This is a genomic window from Fluviispira vulneris (assembly GCF_014281055.1).
Classification (GTDB): Bacteria; Bdellovibrionota_B; Oligoflexia; order Silvanigrellales; family Silvanigrellaceae; genus Silvanigrella; species Silvanigrella vulneris.
Window position 1 is genome coordinate 378,018 of record NZ_JACRSE010000001.1, and the last position, 19,156, is coordinate 397,173.

General features: G+C 29.7%; 18 protein-coding genes. 9 read left to right on the forward strand and 9 right to left on the reverse strand.

The genetic code is table 11. The features are described 5' to 3' along the window. The first annotated feature begins 63 nt into the window (after window positions 1–63). The 3 genes from H7355_RS01395 (at window position 64) to H7355_RS01405 (ending at window position 1,661) form a co-directional block, all read left to right on the forward strand. The gene (locus tag H7355_RS01395; RefSeq protein ID WP_186644216.1) at window positions 64–273 is read left to right on the forward strand and encodes a hypothetical protein; all 210 of its coding nucleotides are present in this window, start codon (window positions 64–66) and stop codon (window positions 271–273) included. A 151-nt stretch (window positions 274–424) separates the two neighbouring features. Continuing rightward, the gene (locus H7355_RS01400) at window positions 425–889 is read left to right on the forward strand and encodes a Spy/CpxP family protein refolding chaperone (RefSeq protein ID WP_186644218.1); all 465 of its coding nucleotides are present in this window, start codon (window positions 425–427) and stop codon (window positions 887–889) included. Between the two features lie 40 nt (window positions 890–929). Then, complete coding sequence (locus tag H7355_RS01405; protein ID WP_186644220.1) at window positions 930–1,661, forward strand: class I SAM-dependent methyltransferase; 732 nt, start codon at window positions 930–932, stop codon at window positions 1,659–1,661. A 9-nt stretch (window positions 1,662–1,670) separates the two neighbouring features. Here the strand turns inward: H7355_RS01405 and H7355_RS01410 are convergent, their stop codons facing one another. Both H7355_RS01410 and H7355_RS01415 read right to left on the reverse strand, forming a co-directional pair. After that, on the reverse strand, window positions 1,671–2,102 hold the full coding sequence (locus H7355_RS01410) for a BLUF domain-containing protein (protein WP_186644222.1): 432 nt from the start codon (window positions 2,100–2,102) through the stop codon (window positions 1,671–1,673). 85 nt (window positions 2,103–2,187) lie between these two features. Beyond that, entirely contained in the window at window positions 2,188–2,922 is a 735-nt protein-coding gene (locus H7355_RS01415; RefSeq protein WP_186644225.1) for a transporter substrate-binding domain-containing protein, read from the reverse strand. 171 nt (window positions 2,923–3,093) lie between these two features. Here H7355_RS01415 and H7355_RS01420 point away from each other — a divergent pair, with 171 nt between their 5' ends. Then, window positions 3,094–3,762, forward strand: coding sequence for a carbonic anhydrase (locus tag H7355_RS01420; RefSeq protein WP_186644227.1), 669 nt, complete (start codon window positions 3,094–3,096; stop codon window positions 3,760–3,762). Here H7355_RS01420 and H7355_RS01425 read toward each other — a convergent pair. Beyond that, on the reverse strand, window positions 3,755–5,107 hold the full coding sequence (locus H7355_RS01425; protein ID WP_186644230.1) for a hypothetical protein: 1,353 nt from the start codon (window positions 5,105–5,107) through the stop codon (window positions 3,755–3,757). The two genes, H7355_RS01420 and H7355_RS01425, sit on opposite strands and share 8 nt — an antisense overlap. A gap of 543 nt (window positions 5,108–5,650) precedes the next feature. Between H7355_RS01425 and H7355_RS16180 the strand changes: the two genes are divergently transcribed. Further along, window positions 5,651–5,821, forward strand: a complete 171-nt coding sequence (locus tag H7355_RS16180) for a DUF5522 domain-containing protein (RefSeq protein ID WP_186644232.1) — start codon at window positions 5,651–5,653, stop codon at window positions 5,819–5,821. 3 nt (window positions 5,822–5,824) lie between these two features. Here the strand turns inward: H7355_RS16180 and H7355_RS01435 are convergent, their stop codons facing one another. The 4 genes from H7355_RS01435 to prfB form a co-directional block, all read right to left on the reverse strand. Beyond that, window positions 5,825–6,937: a GTP-binding protein gene (locus tag H7355_RS01435; RefSeq protein WP_186644235.1), complete on the reverse strand. Its 1,113-nt coding sequence runs from the start codon at window positions 6,935–6,937 to the stop codon at window positions 5,825–5,827. 129 nt (window positions 6,938–7,066) lie between these two features. Beyond that, window positions 7,067–8,830: a hypothetical protein gene (locus H7355_RS01440; RefSeq protein WP_186644237.1), complete on the reverse strand. Its 1,764-nt coding sequence runs from the start codon at window positions 8,828–8,830 to the stop codon at window positions 7,067–7,069. A 263-nt stretch (window positions 8,831–9,093) separates the two neighbouring features. Continuing rightward, window positions 9,094–9,633: an adenine phosphoribosyltransferase gene (locus H7355_RS01445; RefSeq protein ID WP_186644239.1), complete on the reverse strand. Its 540-nt coding sequence runs from the start codon at window positions 9,631–9,633 to the stop codon at window positions 9,094–9,096. 55 nt (window positions 9,634–9,688) lie between these two features. Further along, window positions 9,689–10,832 (reverse strand): peptide chain release factor 2 gene (prfB, locus tag H7355_RS01450; RefSeq protein WP_390807654.1). Its coding sequence is split into 2 segments (ribosomal slippage): window positions 9,689–10,762 and window positions 10,764–10,832, totalling 1,143 coding nucleotides; the frame shifts between segments, so codons are not numbered across the junction. Window positions 10,833–10,992: 160 nt separating this feature from the next. Here prfB and H7355_RS01455 point away from each other — a divergent pair. The 3 genes from H7355_RS01455 (at window position 10,993) to H7355_RS01465 (ending at window position 13,993) form a co-directional block, all read left to right on the forward strand. Next, entirely contained in the window at window positions 10,993–11,880 is an 888-nt protein-coding gene (locus tag H7355_RS01455) for an undecaprenyl-diphosphate phosphatase (RefSeq protein ID WP_186644243.1), read from the forward strand. Window positions 11,881–11,919: 39 nt separating this feature from the next. Further along, the gene (locus tag H7355_RS01460) at window positions 11,920–13,149 is read left to right on the forward strand and encodes a 3-deoxy-7-phosphoheptulonate synthase (RefSeq protein WP_186644245.1); all 1,230 of its coding nucleotides are present in this window, start codon (window positions 11,920–11,922) and stop codon (window positions 13,147–13,149) included. A gap of 109 nt (window positions 13,150–13,258) precedes the next feature. Next, complete coding sequence (locus H7355_RS01465; protein ID WP_186644247.1) at window positions 13,259–13,993, forward strand: substrate-binding periplasmic protein; 735 nt, start codon at window positions 13,259–13,261, stop codon at window positions 13,991–13,993. 9 nt (window positions 13,994–14,002) lie between these two features. Here the strand turns inward: H7355_RS01465 and H7355_RS01470 are convergent, their stop codons facing one another. Both H7355_RS01470 and H7355_RS01475 read right to left on the reverse strand, forming a co-directional pair. Then, the gene (locus H7355_RS01470) at window positions 14,003–15,601 is read right to left on the reverse strand and encodes a GMC family oxidoreductase (protein ID WP_186644249.1); all 1,599 of its coding nucleotides are present in this window, start codon (window positions 15,599–15,601) and stop codon (window positions 14,003–14,005) included. Window positions 15,602–15,651: 50 nt separating this feature from the next. Continuing rightward, window positions 15,652–16,185 carry a sugar dehydrogenase complex small subunit gene (locus tag H7355_RS01475; protein ID WP_186644251.1) on the reverse strand — a complete coding sequence of 178 codons (534 nt, stop codon included), beginning with the start codon at window positions 16,183–16,185 and terminating at the stop codon, window positions 15,652–15,654. Window positions 16,186–16,538: 353 nt separating this feature from the next. Here H7355_RS01475 and H7355_RS01480 point away from each other — a divergent pair, with 353 nt between their 5' ends. After that, window positions 16,539–18,665: a GAF domain-containing protein gene (locus tag H7355_RS01480; protein ID WP_186644260.1), complete on the forward strand. Its 2,127-nt coding sequence runs from the start codon at window positions 16,539–16,541 to the stop codon at window positions 18,663–18,665. Window positions 18,666–19,156: the final 491 nt, after the last annotated feature.

Here is a 19,156-nt window from a genome sequence, read left to right on the forward strand (position 1 = left end):
TATGTCGATAGTAAAACGATAGCAACTATACATAGCAAAAATATTATTTATGGGGATTTGAATATGAGCAAAAAACATGGACATTCACATAAAGACAACCACGATTATAAAGAAGGGCACAATGACGGATATATTGAGGGACAAAAAGATATTCTAAAAATATTTGATGATATTTTTGCTACAGGCGCTTCTGATGTGGGCAAAATTCCAAATAGCAATAACTCTAAATTTGTTGAAATTAAGAAAAAAATAATAGAATTATTAAACAAATAAATATAATTAATATAAAATAAAAATCATTATTTTATTTTATATTTATAAATAACATATACAAAATAAGACCATAAAAATGACATTTACTTAAAATAAATAAACACTTAAATTATTGCTAATGCAATTTATAAATTCAATTAATGAGGTATTCATGAAAAAGAATTTTCTGGTTGCGAGTCAATTAATCTGCATTTTATTTTCCTCGCCTTTTACATATGCGCAACCCTCAAATTATAATCATGAAGAAGCTCATGATTACACATTAATGAGACATGAAAAGTTCTTAGAAGACCCAATTTTATCGCTTACTCAAGAGCAAAAAGATAAATTAAAAAAAATATTCTCAGAAAGTAAGGCTGAAATGAAAAAAGCAGGTAATGAAGTTTGGGAAAAAAGAAAAGTTCTTAGGGACGCTATAATTGATGAGAAAAAAAGTGAAAAAGATTTATATCAAATCCATGATGATCTTGATAAATTACAAAAATATTCTTCGAGTTTACACTTTAAATTAATGCTAAAAATAAGAAGCGTAATAACTTCGGAACAAAGAAAAAATTTCTTTAAAAAAATGGAATCAAGAAGAAAAAATCATCATTCAGATAAAGACAAATTATAAGAATATAATTTGTCTTTAAATTTGGAGTAAAAATCCTCAGATGAATAGCAAAACTAGCGAAAAATCTTATTTAAAACATGAAAAGACAGTTGATCTTTATGAAGAAGTTTGGAGCAAAGGGGTCTATAGAGGATTTAGCCTTTGCACAATAGGAGCTCATACAACTCCATTTCTCGATGCATTTATTAAGCTTGTCAAAGAAATCAATAAAGATCCGGCAAAAATTATTGAGTTTGGCGCAGGCTCAGGTGCACATTCCATTACACTAGCAAAAGAGGGTTTCACAGTCACAGCCATTGAAAGCAGCCAAACAGCTGTATCTTTAATGAAAAAAAGAATGCAGAATGAAAATATCAATCTTAACATTATTGATATGAATATTTTTGATTATTTAAAAACAGATATTCGTGATGAGTTTATTGGAATTTATGCAAATGCTGTGCTACACTTTTTGACAGAAACTGAGCGACAAAAGTTATATAAAAATCTTATACGGATCCAAACTCAAAATAGTATATTAGCTGTATCCTTTAAAGGTGTTGGGGATTCTTTACAAAAAATTGGTACTTTACAAGAACATACAGACGCTGGACCTATCTATATGGGAAAAGATAAAATTAAACGTTTGTTTGTTTCAAATCCATTTCCTCTTATTCAAGAAATTCAAAAGACGGGTTATGAGCATATTGAGACTTTGCATTGGGTCATTCCAGATTATAATATCCAAGGAGAAGACTCTGTATTTATAGGACTTATTGCAAAAAAGCCGTAGATCATTTTTTCATTTTTTTATGTTTGCAGTGAATATTTTTAATATTTCGATCACTTTTACATTTGACTCCTTTTCTTTCTGCTTTAAAATAGCATCTATAGTTTTTAGCATTTCAGGTAAATTTGTCAGCGACGAATCTTCAATCACGCCCATTGTCCATTTAGTAAACACTCTAAAATCAGCTTCTTCATTCAATAAAACCTCTATATTTTTATGACGGGGATCTCGTTTAATCTTACTAAACATATCTACAACATTCTTTATATCACCTTCTAAAAGTTGAAGAAAAAAAACTCCCCTTGTAATTAATATTCCTGTGATTTCATTTTTTGCATTATTTTTAAGTGCAGAATTTATTATCTTTTCAAGCTCACCTTCGCCAAACTTTTGAGTTTGTTCACTCCTATATAACACTCGATGAAGATTTGTTGATTTTCTCATAATGCCCTTTATATAAACAAAAAATATTTTTATGCGTATTCTTCTTATCGGAAAGAAAAGATAAAATAAATATACAAACTTATGATCAATTTAAAGAACATATAACTTCAAGATTTTTCTGTTCTCTTTGAATCTTTTCATTAATTTGTAAAATCATTTTTTTATCAAATTTTCTTGAAAATCCTAAATATAGTGAAGAGTAATGGTTTCCTAGCTTTATAACCTTGATTTTATTAAGAATGCCTAGTTTTTTAGCCTCTAAGTAGCCAACCTTAGGATTTGTGAAATAAGCTATATCAATTCGATTTTTTATTAATTTCATTAATATTTTCTCTATTGGCTTATCCCCTGACGTTTCTGCATAAGTAATATTATTTTTTTTGCTGTCAAAATAGTCTGGTAAATTTACTCCAGCTCTTAAGCCAATTACTTTATTTTTGAAAATTCTTGAATCAACAAAAATATTAATATTAGATTCTTTCGGTACAAAAATATATTCTTGAATATTGCATATCGCTATGGAACGATGCGTAACTTTCATCTCTATAAATGACTGTTCAGTGACAAGAGATAAAATATCGATATTTTCTTTGCTCAACTCAAAAAAAGCTCGTGCTAAAGGAAACTCATAAAACTCAACTTTATAATTTTCTCCTAAGTTCAAATTATTTAATAATTTATCATATAAAACTCCATCTGGTTTATTATATTTGTTTTTAAAAACAAATGGAATGGCTTCAAAATAACCAACTTTTATTACTTCTTGTTTTGCATATGCACTGAGTTGCATAAAAAAAATTAAAATTAAAATATATTTCAATTTTGTCCTCCCCTAGCCCTTTTGTCACCTATTTGTATTTTTCCATGCTATCCTGTAAAAATCCATTGAATCGAGATGCTTCAAATTTGTATCTTGTTTTTGTTCGTCAAGGGTTTTTATTAATTCCAAAATAAAAATTCCGAACAGTATGGATTGACTAAGGGAAAAACTATGAAAAAACTCATTAATGGCATCACCGAATTTAGAAAAAAAGTATTACCTGGTTACAGAGATACATTTGCAAGATTGGCTTTGGGACAATCACCAGATGCTTTATTTATTGCTTGCTCGGATAGCAGAGTGGTGCCAAACTTATTTGCGTCAACCGACCCAGGTGACCTTTTTGTGGTCAGAAATGTTGGAAATCTGATTCCACCATGCAGTCGCAATGGTTTCTCCGTTGGTGATGAATCTGAAGCAGCTGCTATTGAATTTTCTATCACGCAACTTAAAGTTTCTAGTATCATTATCTGTGGGCATTCTGAATGTGGTGCTATGCAATCACTGGTTAAAAATAGAAATGCCATTTCTTCTCCAAATTTGCGCTCATGGCTGCAATATGGCGAACCCGCTTTGCAAAAAATGCTCGATGGATTTGAAATAAATCCAGGATTACAACCACACAATCAACTTTCTCAAATTAATGTCCTTGAACAAAAAATTCATTTAGAGTCATATCCTATGGTTCAAGATCTTATTAAAAGTGGAAATTTAAGAATCTGCAGCTGGTGGTTTGATATAGCAACTGCAGATGTTTATTCTTACAACGATGAAAAAAGAAGATTTGTGCTGCTTGACGATGAAGAAGCAGCTAGGATATTGGCAGAAAGTTCTAATTAAATTTAGCCAAAACAGCTTGAGCTTCTCCTGCTGATTCACCAGAAACAAAAATACTTCCTTCATTTGTTGATGTTACATTAACAAAATTCGCATCTAAATCAAGAGAATCACCAAGTACAATTCCTTCTTGACCGAATGAAGTATTTAAAGAGCCATTTGGATCATATTTTGCAATAATAAATTGATTATTGGCTGCTTTATCCTTAGAGAGACCGACTGCTAATATAGAACCATCATCTTGTAAGATTTGTTTATTTAAATAATCATTTTGCAAGATTTTTGTAAATACAATACCATTTGTACCAAATGAATTTGAAAGCGTTCCATTTGGATTGTATTTAGCTAATGTAATGACATAGCTACTTTCGCTTAGATATTTCTGGATAGAAAAACCTCCTGCAAACAAAGATCCATCGGTACCAACAGAAAGAGAAGTGATATTTGCATTGTTACCGATCTTAGTTTGTACAATCCCATTTTGCCCAAATGTTTTATTTAAAGCACCATCAGAAAAATATTTTGCAAGGGTAAATTGATTATTTAAATCTGCATTTTGTGACACCCCAGCAGCTATAATTAATCCATCTTTTTTGGCATGGATGCTTGTTACATTAGCAGAAACCCCAATTTGAGTTTTAGTAACTCCTTGTGAGCCAAACTTTGTAACTATGTTTCCTGTTAAATCATATTTTGCAATAGTAAATACTTTTGCATTTGCTCCTCGCGCTGTTTTTGCAATTGAAGAACCTCCTAGGATAATTGCATTATTATTTGAAATTGTATGTGCAGATGCTAAGATAATTGAAGGATCAACAACAAGAATTCCCATGTTACCAAAGGCAGTGTTTAAAGATCCATCTGGATAATAACTTGTAAGTACTGTTTGGTACTGATCTGGTGCTAATGCTGCTTTACCAAAAGCTATTATACTTCCATCATTCAAAACTGATATAGAAAGTATTTCAGAAGAAATTCCTATTTTAGTATGAACTACTCCATTGTTACCAAATGAATCATCGAGTGAACCATCTGAATTAAATTTAACTAGAGTAAACGCAGTAAAATTGTCTTCTGTTACAGATTTTCCTGCACTTAAAATTGTTCCATCTAATAAAACAATTGATTTATTAAATTTGTTATGACTTGTACCAAAACTAACTTTTACAACGCCTTTATCACCAAAAGTTTCATCTAATTCTCCGGTTTGTGTTGCATATGAAGTTGCTAGAAACTGAGATAAATATTGTGAATTGTAGATTTTATTTGCCGTTGCTGAATTTGATGAAATAAGAGAAACAGTCAATACCGATAGAATTATCGAATGTTTAAATTGGCTTATCTTCATATATCCTCCTAAAATTCGTAAATGCAATTAATCAACAAGACCTCTGTTACTTTATTATAATATTTTTTTATGTCAATTAATTTTTTACTAAAATATTTTAATAAAATATAAATTCATTTTTAATAAAATTTTATATTTTCATTTTTTATAATTGTTTCTTTTTTATTTCAGATATTTTATTATGCATTTAGAGCAGACAAAATAATGCATTAATTTTTTAAATCATTCCTAAAAAATGTAACATTTTTTATATTATCATAAATATAATTTAAATTTTTACATTCAGAAATAGCTAATATTAAAAAATGAATTATTTTAAAAAAATATGTCTCTCTCTTTCTACTTTTGAAAAGCTTAAAAACTCTCTCAATATGTTGAATAACTAGCTTTATCAGAAAAATTTGAGCATCTAAAGTATGATAAAATGTAGAAAAATAAAGCTTCATAAGATTTCCTTTACAATATCTAGATTCTATTTTAACGTGATCTAGTTAAAGGTGTCTAGATCAGTACGTTTTAATTTAAAAAGTAAAGTCAATTTTTATGAATGAAAATGAAAATAATCTGGAATTAATCGAAGGAATTGATTTTTATATCAACGAAAATGGCTACATGGTTTTTACTCAATTTTATCATTTAAAAAGAGGTTACTGCTGTGATAATGGATGTAAACATTGTCCTTATACCGAGCAACCTAAAGTACCATTAAAATAATTTTTATGAATTCATATCATCAGCAGCATAAATCAATGGCCAAAGTTCTTCTGGAATAAACATTTCTTCTTTACTTAATAAGCATCGGTTCAGCTTTTCCATAATTTTATTTTTCTTTAAGTTCTGACCGATAAACACTACCTCTTGATACAAGTCATCAGATTCACCATATTGTTCAACACGACACGAGCTCCCTGCTTGTGACCAATATTCTAAAGTTTTTGGTGAGTTTGCAAACCATAGAAAGCCTTTTGAGCGAATAATTCCTTCGGATTCATTATTTATAAAATCCCAAAATCTTTTTGGATGAAATGGTTTATCCGCCTTATATACAAAACTTGAAATCCCATACTCTTCAGTTTCGGGTGTGTGAGTTCCTCTTTCCTCTAATAACCAGTTTGCGTTTTGTTCAGCATCAGAAAACTTAAAAAGATTAGTAGACAAAATTTCATTTAGAGGAACATCACTATTGATTGCTGTCATTATTTTTGCACTTGGATTTAAACTTCTTATGATCGAACTGAGTTCTTCATATTCTTCTTTGCTTACCAAATCTATTTTATTAATAATTATAATATTAGAAAATTCAATCTGTGCTACTAATAAGTCTGAAATATTCCGATCATCGTCTTCATTTAAGCCAATTTTCTTTTCATTTAGGAATTCTGAAGAGCAGTAATCAATTAAAAATTGAGAAGCATCAACAACAGTTATACATGCATCGAGTTCTGCAATTTCTGTTAGACTTTTGCCACTTTCGTCTTCAAAAGTAAAAGTTTCTGCCACAGGCATAGGTTCCGAAATTCCGGAAGATTCTATAATTAATGCATCAAATTTTTTTGATAGTGAAAGTTTTGCAATTTCAACTAATAAATCTTCACGCAGTGTGCAACAAATACAGCCATTTGTCATTTCAACTAACTTTTCTTCAGTTCGCGAAAGCGAGGCAGCAGTTCCTTTGACTAAAGTTGCATCAATATTAACTTCGCTCATATCATTAACGATTACAGCTACTTTTAAATTATTTCTATTATTTAATATATGGTTCAGGAGAGTTGTTTTCCCTGCCCCCAGAAAACCGGAGAGAAGAGTTACTGGTAATTTACTTGAATTCATTAAGGATCCTCATTCTTGAAACATTTGCAAAAATTTTGCAATAAGCTTTTACAATGAGAGCTTTGATAAATCAAGTCAGTTGCAAAAAAGTTGCATTTGACTTGATTTGTTAGTAATTACCATTCCTTATTAAGTTTTACCTATCACTTCGACAAAAACTTCTTCTACATTTTCAAAGCCTTTTGGATTTGCAATATAGAACCCATATTCAGGTAAACAGCCTTTGTGTTTAAATCCTTCAAATGCACTAAAATGCGTATTAAAACCAGAGCGAACATTTTTAAATAATAATTTATCTCTTGCATTTGGAATATTACAGTAAATATCTACATATGCTTTATTTAAATTTAAATCATCTTTAGTTCGAAATTTAAATTCAAATGATTTAAAGTGTTCATTATCAATTTTATTAAAAAATATTTTAAACTGCGCAATATCTTCAGAAACTCTATCTATTCTTTGAATAAAGTTTACGTTGAAAATATGCTTTCTCGTGTTTGGTCTAAAGTTTCCACTTGCTATAAAGAAATTTTCAAGGATATCTGTACTATAATCCTTTCTAAACATTTCATATCTTGCTTTAATATCATAAAGCTTATCTTTTTCTTCTATAATTTCTTGATCGTTCAATCCTTCAACAGATAATTTTGCTCGTTTAACTAAATTGATATATTTTAAAGTTTCAGGCGCTAAGTTACTCAATGTATCCAATATATTTATATTTGCTTCGGCATTGTTAATTATTTCTGCGAGTTGATTCTCTTGAGGTTTTGATAATTCCATATTTCTATATTTTATAGCTAAATCTCTATTGTATTTTTCTTTATTAAAATATGTTTTTATATCATTAAATACATTTGTGAGTTCTAATTCATCACTCTTACGATCAAGTATTGAAAAATTAAGTAAATTATCACTACTATTTAAAATTTTCTCTTTGCTATATCGCTTTGCTTCTGAATTGACAACAGCTAAATTGCTTAAATTATTTATATCTATTTGTGATTTAAAGTCCTCAAGATATTCAATCAAATTTGAAAAAGTTTTATCACACTTATTAATATTATTAATATCACATGACACTTCAGATTTTAATATTTGAGATAATTTTAGAGGATCCCCCCCAAATTGAATAGCATCTATACTTATATGGGTTTTTTTCTTCATTTTTTTATTTAAAAAATATGAATCAAAAGCAAAGGAAATGGATTTTGGAATTTGTGCACCAATTAAATTGGAAATTGAAGTTCCAATCTTTTTTGAAAATTCCAGTTTATCTTGAAGAGAATCAAAATCTAGCTTAATAGTTATAACAAGTTTTGCAATTAAATCTTGCTTTACTATAAACTCATTCCCACATTTATCCATAAATCCATAAAAATCGATCAATCTACCATTTTCATCAAAATATTTTTCTAAACCTTTTATAAGACGTTTTGGAATATTTTCATCCAATTTTCTACTTTCTGGTCTGATTTCATTTACGAGTATATAATTCCAACTTAATGAATGCGCTTCAGATTGTTTGGCAAATTGAATTGCAACAGATGAATCTGAAATTTTTATAGGCAGAGCAGAATCAAGAGTGCTTGTTATCGTTTTTAAGAGTTCTTTGTAATCCTGATTTTCAAGTCTATAAACATGAGACGTATTGATTTGCTTTGGATTTAATACTTCTGCTTGAATGCATTTCCCTTGTACCGAATGTACGTAACTATTAAAACCTTGCAAAATGTCTATCGGTGATTCAAGAGGTGTGAGTATACTACTGTCTCTGTTTACAATCGATTTATATGGAACTACTTCTTCTTGCTTAAATAGAGTTGTTTCATTGCTACAGGAGTATGGTATGAGTGATAGTAAAAAAAAGTTTGCGCAATTTCTTTTATTCATATTAAATCCATTTAAAAGAATGAAAAATATTAATAATTATTTATTAATATTTAAATTTTAAGAATTTTGAGCGATACGAAAAATAAATTTTTAAATTTATATCATGTAAATAATTTAATACATACATGATATAATTATTTACAATTTTAAACAAATATATTCAACCAAATTTTATTTATTTTTATAATAGATGTGATATAAAAGTTAATTAGTATTTTTCATTCTTTTTTTAAAAAGAATGAAATATTTATAAAAATATGGACTTACTTTATATTTATAAGCGACTGGATTGGAAATTTGGAAAATCCGTTTTGTAAGAGATCCCTTCCACGCAAAAAAGCAAGTTCGATCAAAAAGGAAAAACCTACAACTTGAGCACCACTTTTTTCAATAATATTGCTACAAGCTTTAGCGGTTCCGCCTGTTGCTATCACATCATCCACAATCAAATATCGTTCACCTATTTTTAATGCACTCTTTTGAATTTCAATCGAATCGGTACCATATTCTAAATTATAAGATTCATTGACCACAATACCTGGCAATTTTCCTTTTTTTCGCGCTGCAACAAAAGGAAGATTCATTTCCAAAGCAAGAGGCAAACCAAAGAAAAAACCTCGACTTTCAATTCCGACTATATTTTGCACCTGTAATTCACGCGCAAATCCCATCATTTCTGCAATGACCTTTTTCATTGCAATAGGATCTCTTAACAAAGGATTTATATCTTTAAATAATATACCTTCTTTTGGAAAATTAGGTACGTCTTGAATAATTGAAAGAAGCTCATTTTGAATACTCATAAGATATCCTTATCTCAATTGATCGCACTCACTAAAGAGTTAATTTATAAATGCATTAGGAATCGAAATCATCGTTTCCTCCGCCTTTGCCTTTAAATTGCCCTGCTGCCAGTTGGCGCAAGTATTCAACACAAAATTCTTCGATATCTCCATCCAAAACGACAGAAGGATCACTACTTTGTGCGAGAGTTCGCACATCTTTAACAAGTTTATAAGGATGCAAAACATAGGAACGAATTTGGGAACCAAATGCATTTTCCATTTTTGCATCTTCAATTGCTTTAGATTCTGCCTGCCGCTTATTTAGTTCAAGTTCATAAAGTTTCGCTTTTAAAAGCTTTATACAAGTTTCACGGTTTTGAATTTGACTTCTTTGTTGCTGACTCTGCACAACAATTCCTGTTGGCAAGTGGGTCATACGCACAGCTGAATCTGTACGATTCACGTGCTGACCTCCTGCCCCACCAGCACGATATGTATCAATTTTTAAATCACTTTCTTTTAATTCAACATTGATGTCATCGTCTATAACAGGACTTACAAAAACAGAGCAAAATGACGTATGTCTTCGTGCATTTGAATCATAAGGAGAAATTCGTACAAGTCTATGGACACCATTTTCTGATTTTAATAGCCCGTAAACATATTCGCCATCAAGAGTGATAGTAGCATTTTTAATACCTGCGCCATCACCTTCCAGCTCATCAACAACTTCAGCTTTAAATCCTTTTCTATCTGCAAAACGTAAGATCATGCGCATAATCATCATTGCCCAGTCACAGGCTTCTGTTCCACCGGCCCCTGCATTGATTGTCACAATTGCACTATTTCTATCTGTTTCACCTGAAAGAAGTCTTCTCGTTTCTAAGATTTGCACTTCTTTAGCAAGTTCTTCAATCCCTGTATCAGCTTCTTTGATTGATTGTTCGTCACCTTCTTCACCAAACTCGATCGCAACAAGAATATCTTCAAACTTTTTGAGAAGTGATTCACAAGATAAGATCCCATCTTCAATATTCTTTTTTTCTTTTAATAAGGCTGAAGATTTTTTTCTATCGTTCCAAAAATGAATATCTGTATTGCTTTCTGACTCGATTTCAAGAACCCTTTTGCGTTTTAATGGAGTGTCAAAGATACCTCCGAATAGGTTCAAATTTTTCTCGAATTTCTTCAAGTGAAGACCGTTGAAGTTCACTCATTTTTCACTCCTAATACAATACACGCAAAAAAGAACTCGTCTGTGTTAGTATAAAAAAAAGACGGGCTCTTTTAAAAAAATATAGGCACCACTCAGTGGCCAAGAGCAAACGATATGGTATCTACCTCCTTTGTGCAACTTTTTTCTATGAGGGAATCAGTATGAGTCTTGTTTGCCCAATTCCAGTACATGATCATTTAATCGATTGTGGCTTTGCAGAGTTAGGATATTTTAAAATAATAATTTTAGGAATTATTCAAGGCATAACTGAACTTTTACCTATAAGTAGCACAGCCCATTTAAGAGTCATTCCAGCATTTTTAGGTTGGCAAGATCCGGGGACTCCTTTTACAGGTGCTGTTCAACTTGCCAGCTTCTTTGCAGTAATGATTTATTTCAGAAAAGAAATTGCAAAAATATTCTTTGGCACCTTATTAAGCATTAAAGAGAGGAATTTTTCATCACCTGATTTTAGATTAGGCATGGGTATCATTATCGGAACGATTCCTGTAGGTATTATGGGGCTTTTATTAAAATCAACTCTTAACTCACCAAATTCTCCATTAAGATCATTATATGTTATTGGAGTCGCATGTATAATTATGGGAGTTTTATTTATTGTTGCAGAAAAAATTTGTAAACATAAAAGAGATTTTAGTAAATTAACTTTTAAAGATTGTTTAATTGTTGGATTGGCTCAAGTTGCAGCACTCATTCCAGGGGTATCTCGATCAGGCTCAACTATCACTGCGGGACTATTCCTCGGATTGAAAAGAGAAACAGCTGCGGCATTTTCTTTTATTTTAGGCGTACCTGTTATAGTTGGAGCTGGGTTTAAAGAAATACATGAAATGTATAATGCAGGAATGATTGCCCAAGGATGGAGTGTTCTTGCAGTCGGCTTAATAACTGCCTCAATAGCTGCATTTTTGGCTGTTTTTGCTTTAATGAAATATCTGGAAAGACGATCAACCCTCATTTTTGCGTGGTATCGATTATTTCTTGGGTTTATTCTTATTGTAGGAACATATTTTGGCTTGATACATTGATTTTTGTTTCTTACATATACGCTTTATTAAAGGTTATACATGCAATCTGCGCAATTACAAAGCAAATACGATTCTACATGGCACCCCAATAGTTGGAAAAGTTATGAAACAGTTCAACAACCCATCTATGAAAACAAAATTCTTTTAGAGCAGTGCCTCTTAAATTTAAAAAGCAGTGTGAATTTAGTTACTGAAGAAGAAATAAATTCTATTCAATATTATATTCAAGAAGCAGCTAAAGGAAATGTATTTATTTTACAAGCTGGAGATTGCGCAGAAACATTTTTAGATTGCAATAAGTTTAATGTGAAAACCCGAGTTCAACATTTACAAAACTTAGCTGAAAATTTAAAAAACATTATAGATAAACCTATCGTTATTATAGGAAGAATAGCTGGTCAATACGCTAAGCCCCGATCACATTCTTTTGAAACAATTAATAATATTTCTCTTCCTTGTTATAGAGGCGATATTATAAATGGTTTCGACTTTAATTTAGATGCAAGAAAAGCCGATCCATTGCGCTTGATCCGGGCATATGAGTGTTCAAGATCAACATTTTCCTGGATTAAAGATCATTTAAAATTAAATTTAGAGTATAAAAATGCTTCATTTTTCTGCTCTCATGAAGCATTGCACCTAGATTATGAATCAGCATTGACCCGTTGTTCTCCAAAATCAGGAAAGTGGTTTAATTATGGAACACATTTTCTTTGGCTTGGTGAAAGAACTAAAAATATTCATGGAGCGCATGTTGAATATCTAAGAGGAATTTCAAATCCAATCGGAATTAAAGTGGGGCCTCATACATCCCCACATGAACTTGTTTCTTTAGTTAAAATATTAAATCCAGAAAATCAGTTGGGACGCATAACTTTGATAACTCGATTTGGTGCAAATGTAGCGCATAGTATATTGCCTTCACTCCTTGATAAAATTAAATACGCTCATTTATCGGTTTCTTGGAGTTGTGATCCTATGCACGGCAATGCCGAAAAAACTCAGCATGATATAAAAACAAGATATTTTAAAAAAATATGGCAAGAACTCAATGAAACTATTGGTATTCATAAAAAATATGGATCCATTTTAACGGGTGCCCATTTCGAAATTTCTCCGATCAACGTTACTGAATGTGTTGGTGGAACGGCAAACATCACTGAAGAGCAGCTGAAAACCAATTATTTGACATTTTGTGACCCAAGGCTTAACCGAGAACAAAGCATTGAAATAATTAATAAACTTGGTCAGCATTTGTTGCTACCCTAGCTTTTTATAGCTCTCTAAATACTAATTAATATTAAAAATTATTCTCTAAAATTGACTTTAATCTATAATTATATCACAATAGTTTAAATAATTAGAGTGAGAATAAAACATGCGTATAATTTTAATTATTTTCTTACTTTTATATAATCAAATATCTTCATCAGAAGAAAAAAAGACATTGAGGATTGGTTTTTTTAATAATAGACCTTTTACTTATTTAGACGGAAAAACCGGAAAAGAAACTGGCATTATAATAGATCTTTTAAGAAAAAAAATACTTAAATTCGATAAATATAATTTGAGTTTTCAACAATATCCACTTTCGCGTGTGTTAAAAGAAGTGAGTTTAGGAAATTTAGATATTGTGGCAATTTTAGGAAAAAATCCAGAAAGAGAAAAATTAATCGATTTTAGTATAAATCCTATTTACACAACTGATAATTATGCAATGGTTTTAAAAACTTCAAAATTAAATAATATAACTTCAGTAGCAGATTTAAAAGATGAAACTATTGGTATTGTCCAAAATAGTGCTTACTGTGAATTTATTACAACAAATAAAAAATTATTGAGGATAGACGAAACCGCTAATGAAAATTTCATTCCAATCCTTGTCAATAAGCTAATCCACAAAAGGATCACTGTCGCTTATGCTTTTTTACCTGAAGCCCTTTATTTTGAAGCAAAGAGTATGGGTTTTATTTCATCAATAAAGATGGTAAAAGTACCGAGTAAAAAAGTAAGCGTGTATATGGCTTTTGCAAAAAATTTTAATAAGAAAATGAAATATGAGATTGAAGAAAATTTAAGGAAATACCATATAGAGCAGGTTGAGATGAATTGAAAAATTATTTTACTTTGACATTTGCCGATAAATTGTATCGGCAATCCTTAAACTCAACGCAGCGATAGTACCGGTTGGATTAACACATGCAGATGAAGGCATGACACTGCTCGATGCAATATACAGATTCTTATTTTCATGAGTTCGACAATCTTTATTGACGACAGAATCTTTATCTGAGCTTCCCATTATTGTTGTCCCCATAATATGATTATTGGGGTCAAAGCCTTTGGCTTTTGTAATTTCCTCAGCTCCAAGCATTTTCGCAATTTCATTCATTTTAATAATAGTATCTTCTCCACTTTTCTTTACATAATCCTCTATCGAATAATGAATAAGAGGCCTTTTAATACCAATTGCATCTAGTTTATTACTCACTGTAACTCTATTATTAAAATCAGGAAGCTGTTCGTGAAAACTTCCTATGCCAAAAGTTCGAATTGCTCTATATTTGAATTTTTCTTTGAGTTCATTGCCAGAATAACCCTGCTCAATGAGCGAATCTGAAATTTCTTTAAAATTCACTTGTGTGCCAAAATGAATTTTCTTTGAAGCCATTTTTTTTCGCAGGTTTCCATCTCTATATTCTAAAATTGCTGATAGTTCTACAGGGCCTCTTCCACCATAAATAGGTTCTTTTAAAGTAACAGTTCTATTTATACCTGGATGATCCATTAGAAAACGTCCAACGAGATCATTTCTATTGGCAACACCGTGAGGATTTTTTTCAGAAGTAGAAAGTAACAATAATTTTGGGGTTTCTATACCATTTGCTGCCAAAACGAAATATTTCCCTTTTACTATTTTCTTTTGTCCATTTGGTGTTTTAATATAGACAGCTGTTACTGTTTTGTTACTATCTGTCTCGATAAAATATGCGACAGAGTTTTCCATAAGTCTTACACCATTTTTTTCAGCTTTTTCTACATGAACAATTGCACTATACTGCGCACCGATTGGGCAAATTGGCATACAATTATTGTTGCCACAGCAAGGTGGGCGTTGGTCATATTCGATGCTATTTTTTGCAAGAGGTTCTAAAATGACTTTATATTTTGGTGCAAGTTTTTTTTCTATATAAGAATCCATATATGTAAAAGCTAGACCCTTCATTGGATAATCCGCTTTACGGGGTGAGCCTAAATCATCATTACCAGAAACTCCCAATTCTTTTTCCATTAACTCATAAAATGGTTCAAGTTCATTGTACTCCAATGGCCAATCTCGACCTATTCCATATAAAGATTTAATTTTGAAGTCATTTGGTAGGAGTCTCCATGTACAGCCTGCCCAATGCCATGTTGTTCCGCCTACGACACGCATATATTGGGTATTGTATCTATTTGCTCCTTTTTCAATAATGTAACCTTCTGGATGGCTTGGATTTGGATGTGGAGCATGCATAGCCATCGGATAAGGTTCCATATAATTGTGTGAATCGATTGACTTATAAAAGTTATTTACAATCGCCTGACGCGCTATTTTTGGACCAGCTTCAAGCATTATAATATTTTTTATTCCCTTTCTTGAAAGCTCATAGGCTGCCAACGCTCCAGCCACTCCTGAACCAACAACAACAACATCAGCAGATATAGTTTCGATGCTCATATACAATTCTCACTTTGATTAAGAGTTCATTTTTTATGCATGTTGTATTTTTAAACATTAGGTTTTTCAGACCAGTAATTTGTTTGACCACCACAGATACCTGGAGTCGGAGCAAGGCCTGCCATCAAACGAAACATATAAGAATCAAAATAAGTAAAACGCATAGCAGATTTACCAATTTTAAGAACACCTGAATACCAAGCTTTCATAATATTTGAGTAAGTCATCAGTATTTTTTTATTACTTAATAAATATTTTTTAAAAGATTGATTATCTAAAGGTGAATGACTGCGTATATATTCATAAAGTAAATATATTTCTGCCTTGTATTTTTTTAAAAATAAATATATTTTTTTAGACATTTCAATATCTAAAGAGTCTTCATGCATGAGAAGTTTTGACAAAAGCAAAAACTCAGTATCACTTAAATGTGCTCGTTTTTGCCCATAATCTTTTGGTTGACTTAATGTAAACTGTGATTCTGCCCAGGCAATTTTATTTATGAAGAGAGCGCTTGCTGCTATACCACCGATGAGAAAAAATTTGCGTCGACTCAAATCCCTGTTGACTATTTTAGTAACCATACTAACCTCTTTTGCATAAGAGTTTCTTTAATATATTACTGAATAATATTTAAAAATTGCATTATTAACAAAGTCTTTTTAAAAATTGTCAAATATTTGTCAATGCTATTCTAACAAATTGATAAAAATAAAGATTTAATATTTTTTTTTAATTATATAAATTTATAGATATAATAATTTACAAATTAACTTTACAAGATCACTTTTTTTTAATAAAAATTTAGTCTAGTGACTGAATAATATTTTCTTATCCAGTTTAAATGAGCATTAATTTATCTAATTAAATATCAATCAAAAAACACAAAATTAATTCATTATTTAAATTAAATAACAACTTAAGATGTGAGAAAAAAATGAAAGAAAATATATTTCAAAATTGTGAAAATTTGCATGTAAATTATACAAATATAATTCAATCAGAAGGAATTTTTCTTGGGATTGATTTAAAAAATTTTACTATATTATACTCATCCAAGAACTTTTCAAATATTTTTAATTATGAAATACTAGGAAAATCAATTGATTTTCTATTTACACAATTTTCAATTGTGAAAATTACAAATTTTGTCTCACGTATAGTAAGAAAAGAAGTAAAACCAAGAATTATCTCGTTTCTTCAGATAAAATACTTTAATTGCCTATATGATATTCCTTGTGCAATTTATTTCTCAAATTCTGTTATATGTATAGAGTTCCAGAGTAAATTTGATTCTTATAAAAATAATTTTGATGAAATCTATTACGAGGAGATTTTGCAATATATCAAATCATTCACAGGAAATGTAAACAATTTATCTCAAACTATATGCAAATATATGGCAGAAGTATTGAATTTTGATCGTTCATATTTATGTGAATTTTTGCAAGATGATCATGGTTTCGTAAGAGCATGTTTTCAAAATGAAGAGTTAGATTCCTTACTTCATCACCACTTTCCTGCTTCTGATTTACCTTTAATTGTAAGAAGTATTTATATAAAAAATAAGTTCAGATTGATAACAGACATTGATTATATTAAAGTTCCAATAGACGGTTGTACAGACAATCTGGATTTAACTCATTCTTTTTTTAGAGATATTGGAAAAAGTCATTTAACTTATTTAAAAAATATGGGACTTAAATCGGCAGCATCTTTCTCTATCGTTTTAGATGGAAAATTATACGGAATTTTTGGATGTCATTCAAAATATATAAACTACACATCCTTAGATATATTATCAAAAATTCAGGTATTAATAGATGAATTTTCTCGAAAAATATTACTTTATAAATATAGAAAATCAAAAAAAATTAAGAACTTAGGAAATTCAAAAATAAATAATTTTATTAAAGTATATGAAAAATCTGATTGCAATCTCGAAAACATTCCTTATGATGAATTTGAAGAATTAAAAGATATATTTGAAGCAAAAAATTTCTTTTATAGATATAATAACAAATTTGAAAAAAACTTGTCTGTGCCGTACGAATTTGCAGAAAAAATACTTAGTTGTTTAAGCAAATATGTTCGAAATAATTTAATTTTAATTGATAAAATTATAGATCTAGATCCTACTTTTGAGCAGTGGGGAAAAAAAGTAGCCTCTGGTCTAATTGTAATAAAGTTAAATGAGGACTTTTCATCATTTATTGTTTTTTTACGACCTGAGTACATCCAAACAATAAAATGGAGTGGAAAACCGAATAGTTACATTTTAGAAAAAGATGGAACATTAAATCCAAGAAGCTCCTTTGCCACTTGGTATCAAGATACATATTGTCGATCGAAACCATGGTCTTCTACAGATTATGATTTAGGATTAGAATTGCAGACAAAACTGATATCTATTCGGTCAAACTATCTACTAAAATCACAACTATTAAATAGATACTTAAGTAGAAAAATATTGCAAAAAGATTTACTAATATCTAAAAATCACTTATGTTTAAAAAATTGTTTTTTAAACGTAAACTCAATTTTTACATGGAGTCAATATAAATACAATCCATGGAAAGTAAATCAGACTAACAATAATGCTCAATTTCAAAGCTTTATTTTAGAAAAAGAAGATCTCAAAGAGTTCTTATTAAATTTAACAGACAAAATAGTAAATTATATAAGAGAAAGTTTTTTCGAAAATATTACAATAAATTTTGAAATATCAGAAAATTCATTATTGCCAATAAGTCAAAGCATAACATTCGGCCTTATTATTCAAGAGTTTATTCATTTATCTAATAAGCATTCCCTCGTTATTAAAGAAAATAGAATTATTTCAATTCAATGGCAAGAGAATTCAAATAACACAACTATTACTCTGCATGATAATAGCGATTTTTTTAATCAGTTTAAAAATGCATCTTCAGATATCGACTTAATAAGATTTTTAATTTCTCAGCTGAATGGTGTGGGAAGCTGGGAGAAAAATAATGGTGTTTCTTTAAAAATTCTATTGCAAAGAAAAATCCTAAATGCAAAAACGAATCTTTCCTTAAATTAAGAATCTACGACTCATTTTTTACTCTATTTAATCGTTGTCATAAGGCGCAAACTTCTTTTTTTATAAGAACAAAATTTTTTATTTTTTGCAAAAATTAAATTATAATAAATTCTTTCTTTAGAAGTCAGTATCAAGCAAAGATTTCTAAGTTACACTTCTGCTTCATATTTTAAAAGTCATAGAGACAATATAAAAAATGAGTTTCTATCATATTTTCTTGAATATTATTTAAAAATTGAATTCTTAAGTAAGTTTTCTATGCATTTAAATACATTTATTAAAAATAATAAGAGGATGAAATAATAGATTTTTAATAAAAATTATATTATATTAACAATTAAAGTTAATAATTAAATCCTAATTTCCTTGACAAATACTATTTTATTAACATAACCTACAAATTATTATAATATGTTCTTATTATTATAATTATCATAGAAAATACAATCTAATTCAATATTAAATCATCTTTAATGAAGATAACGATATAA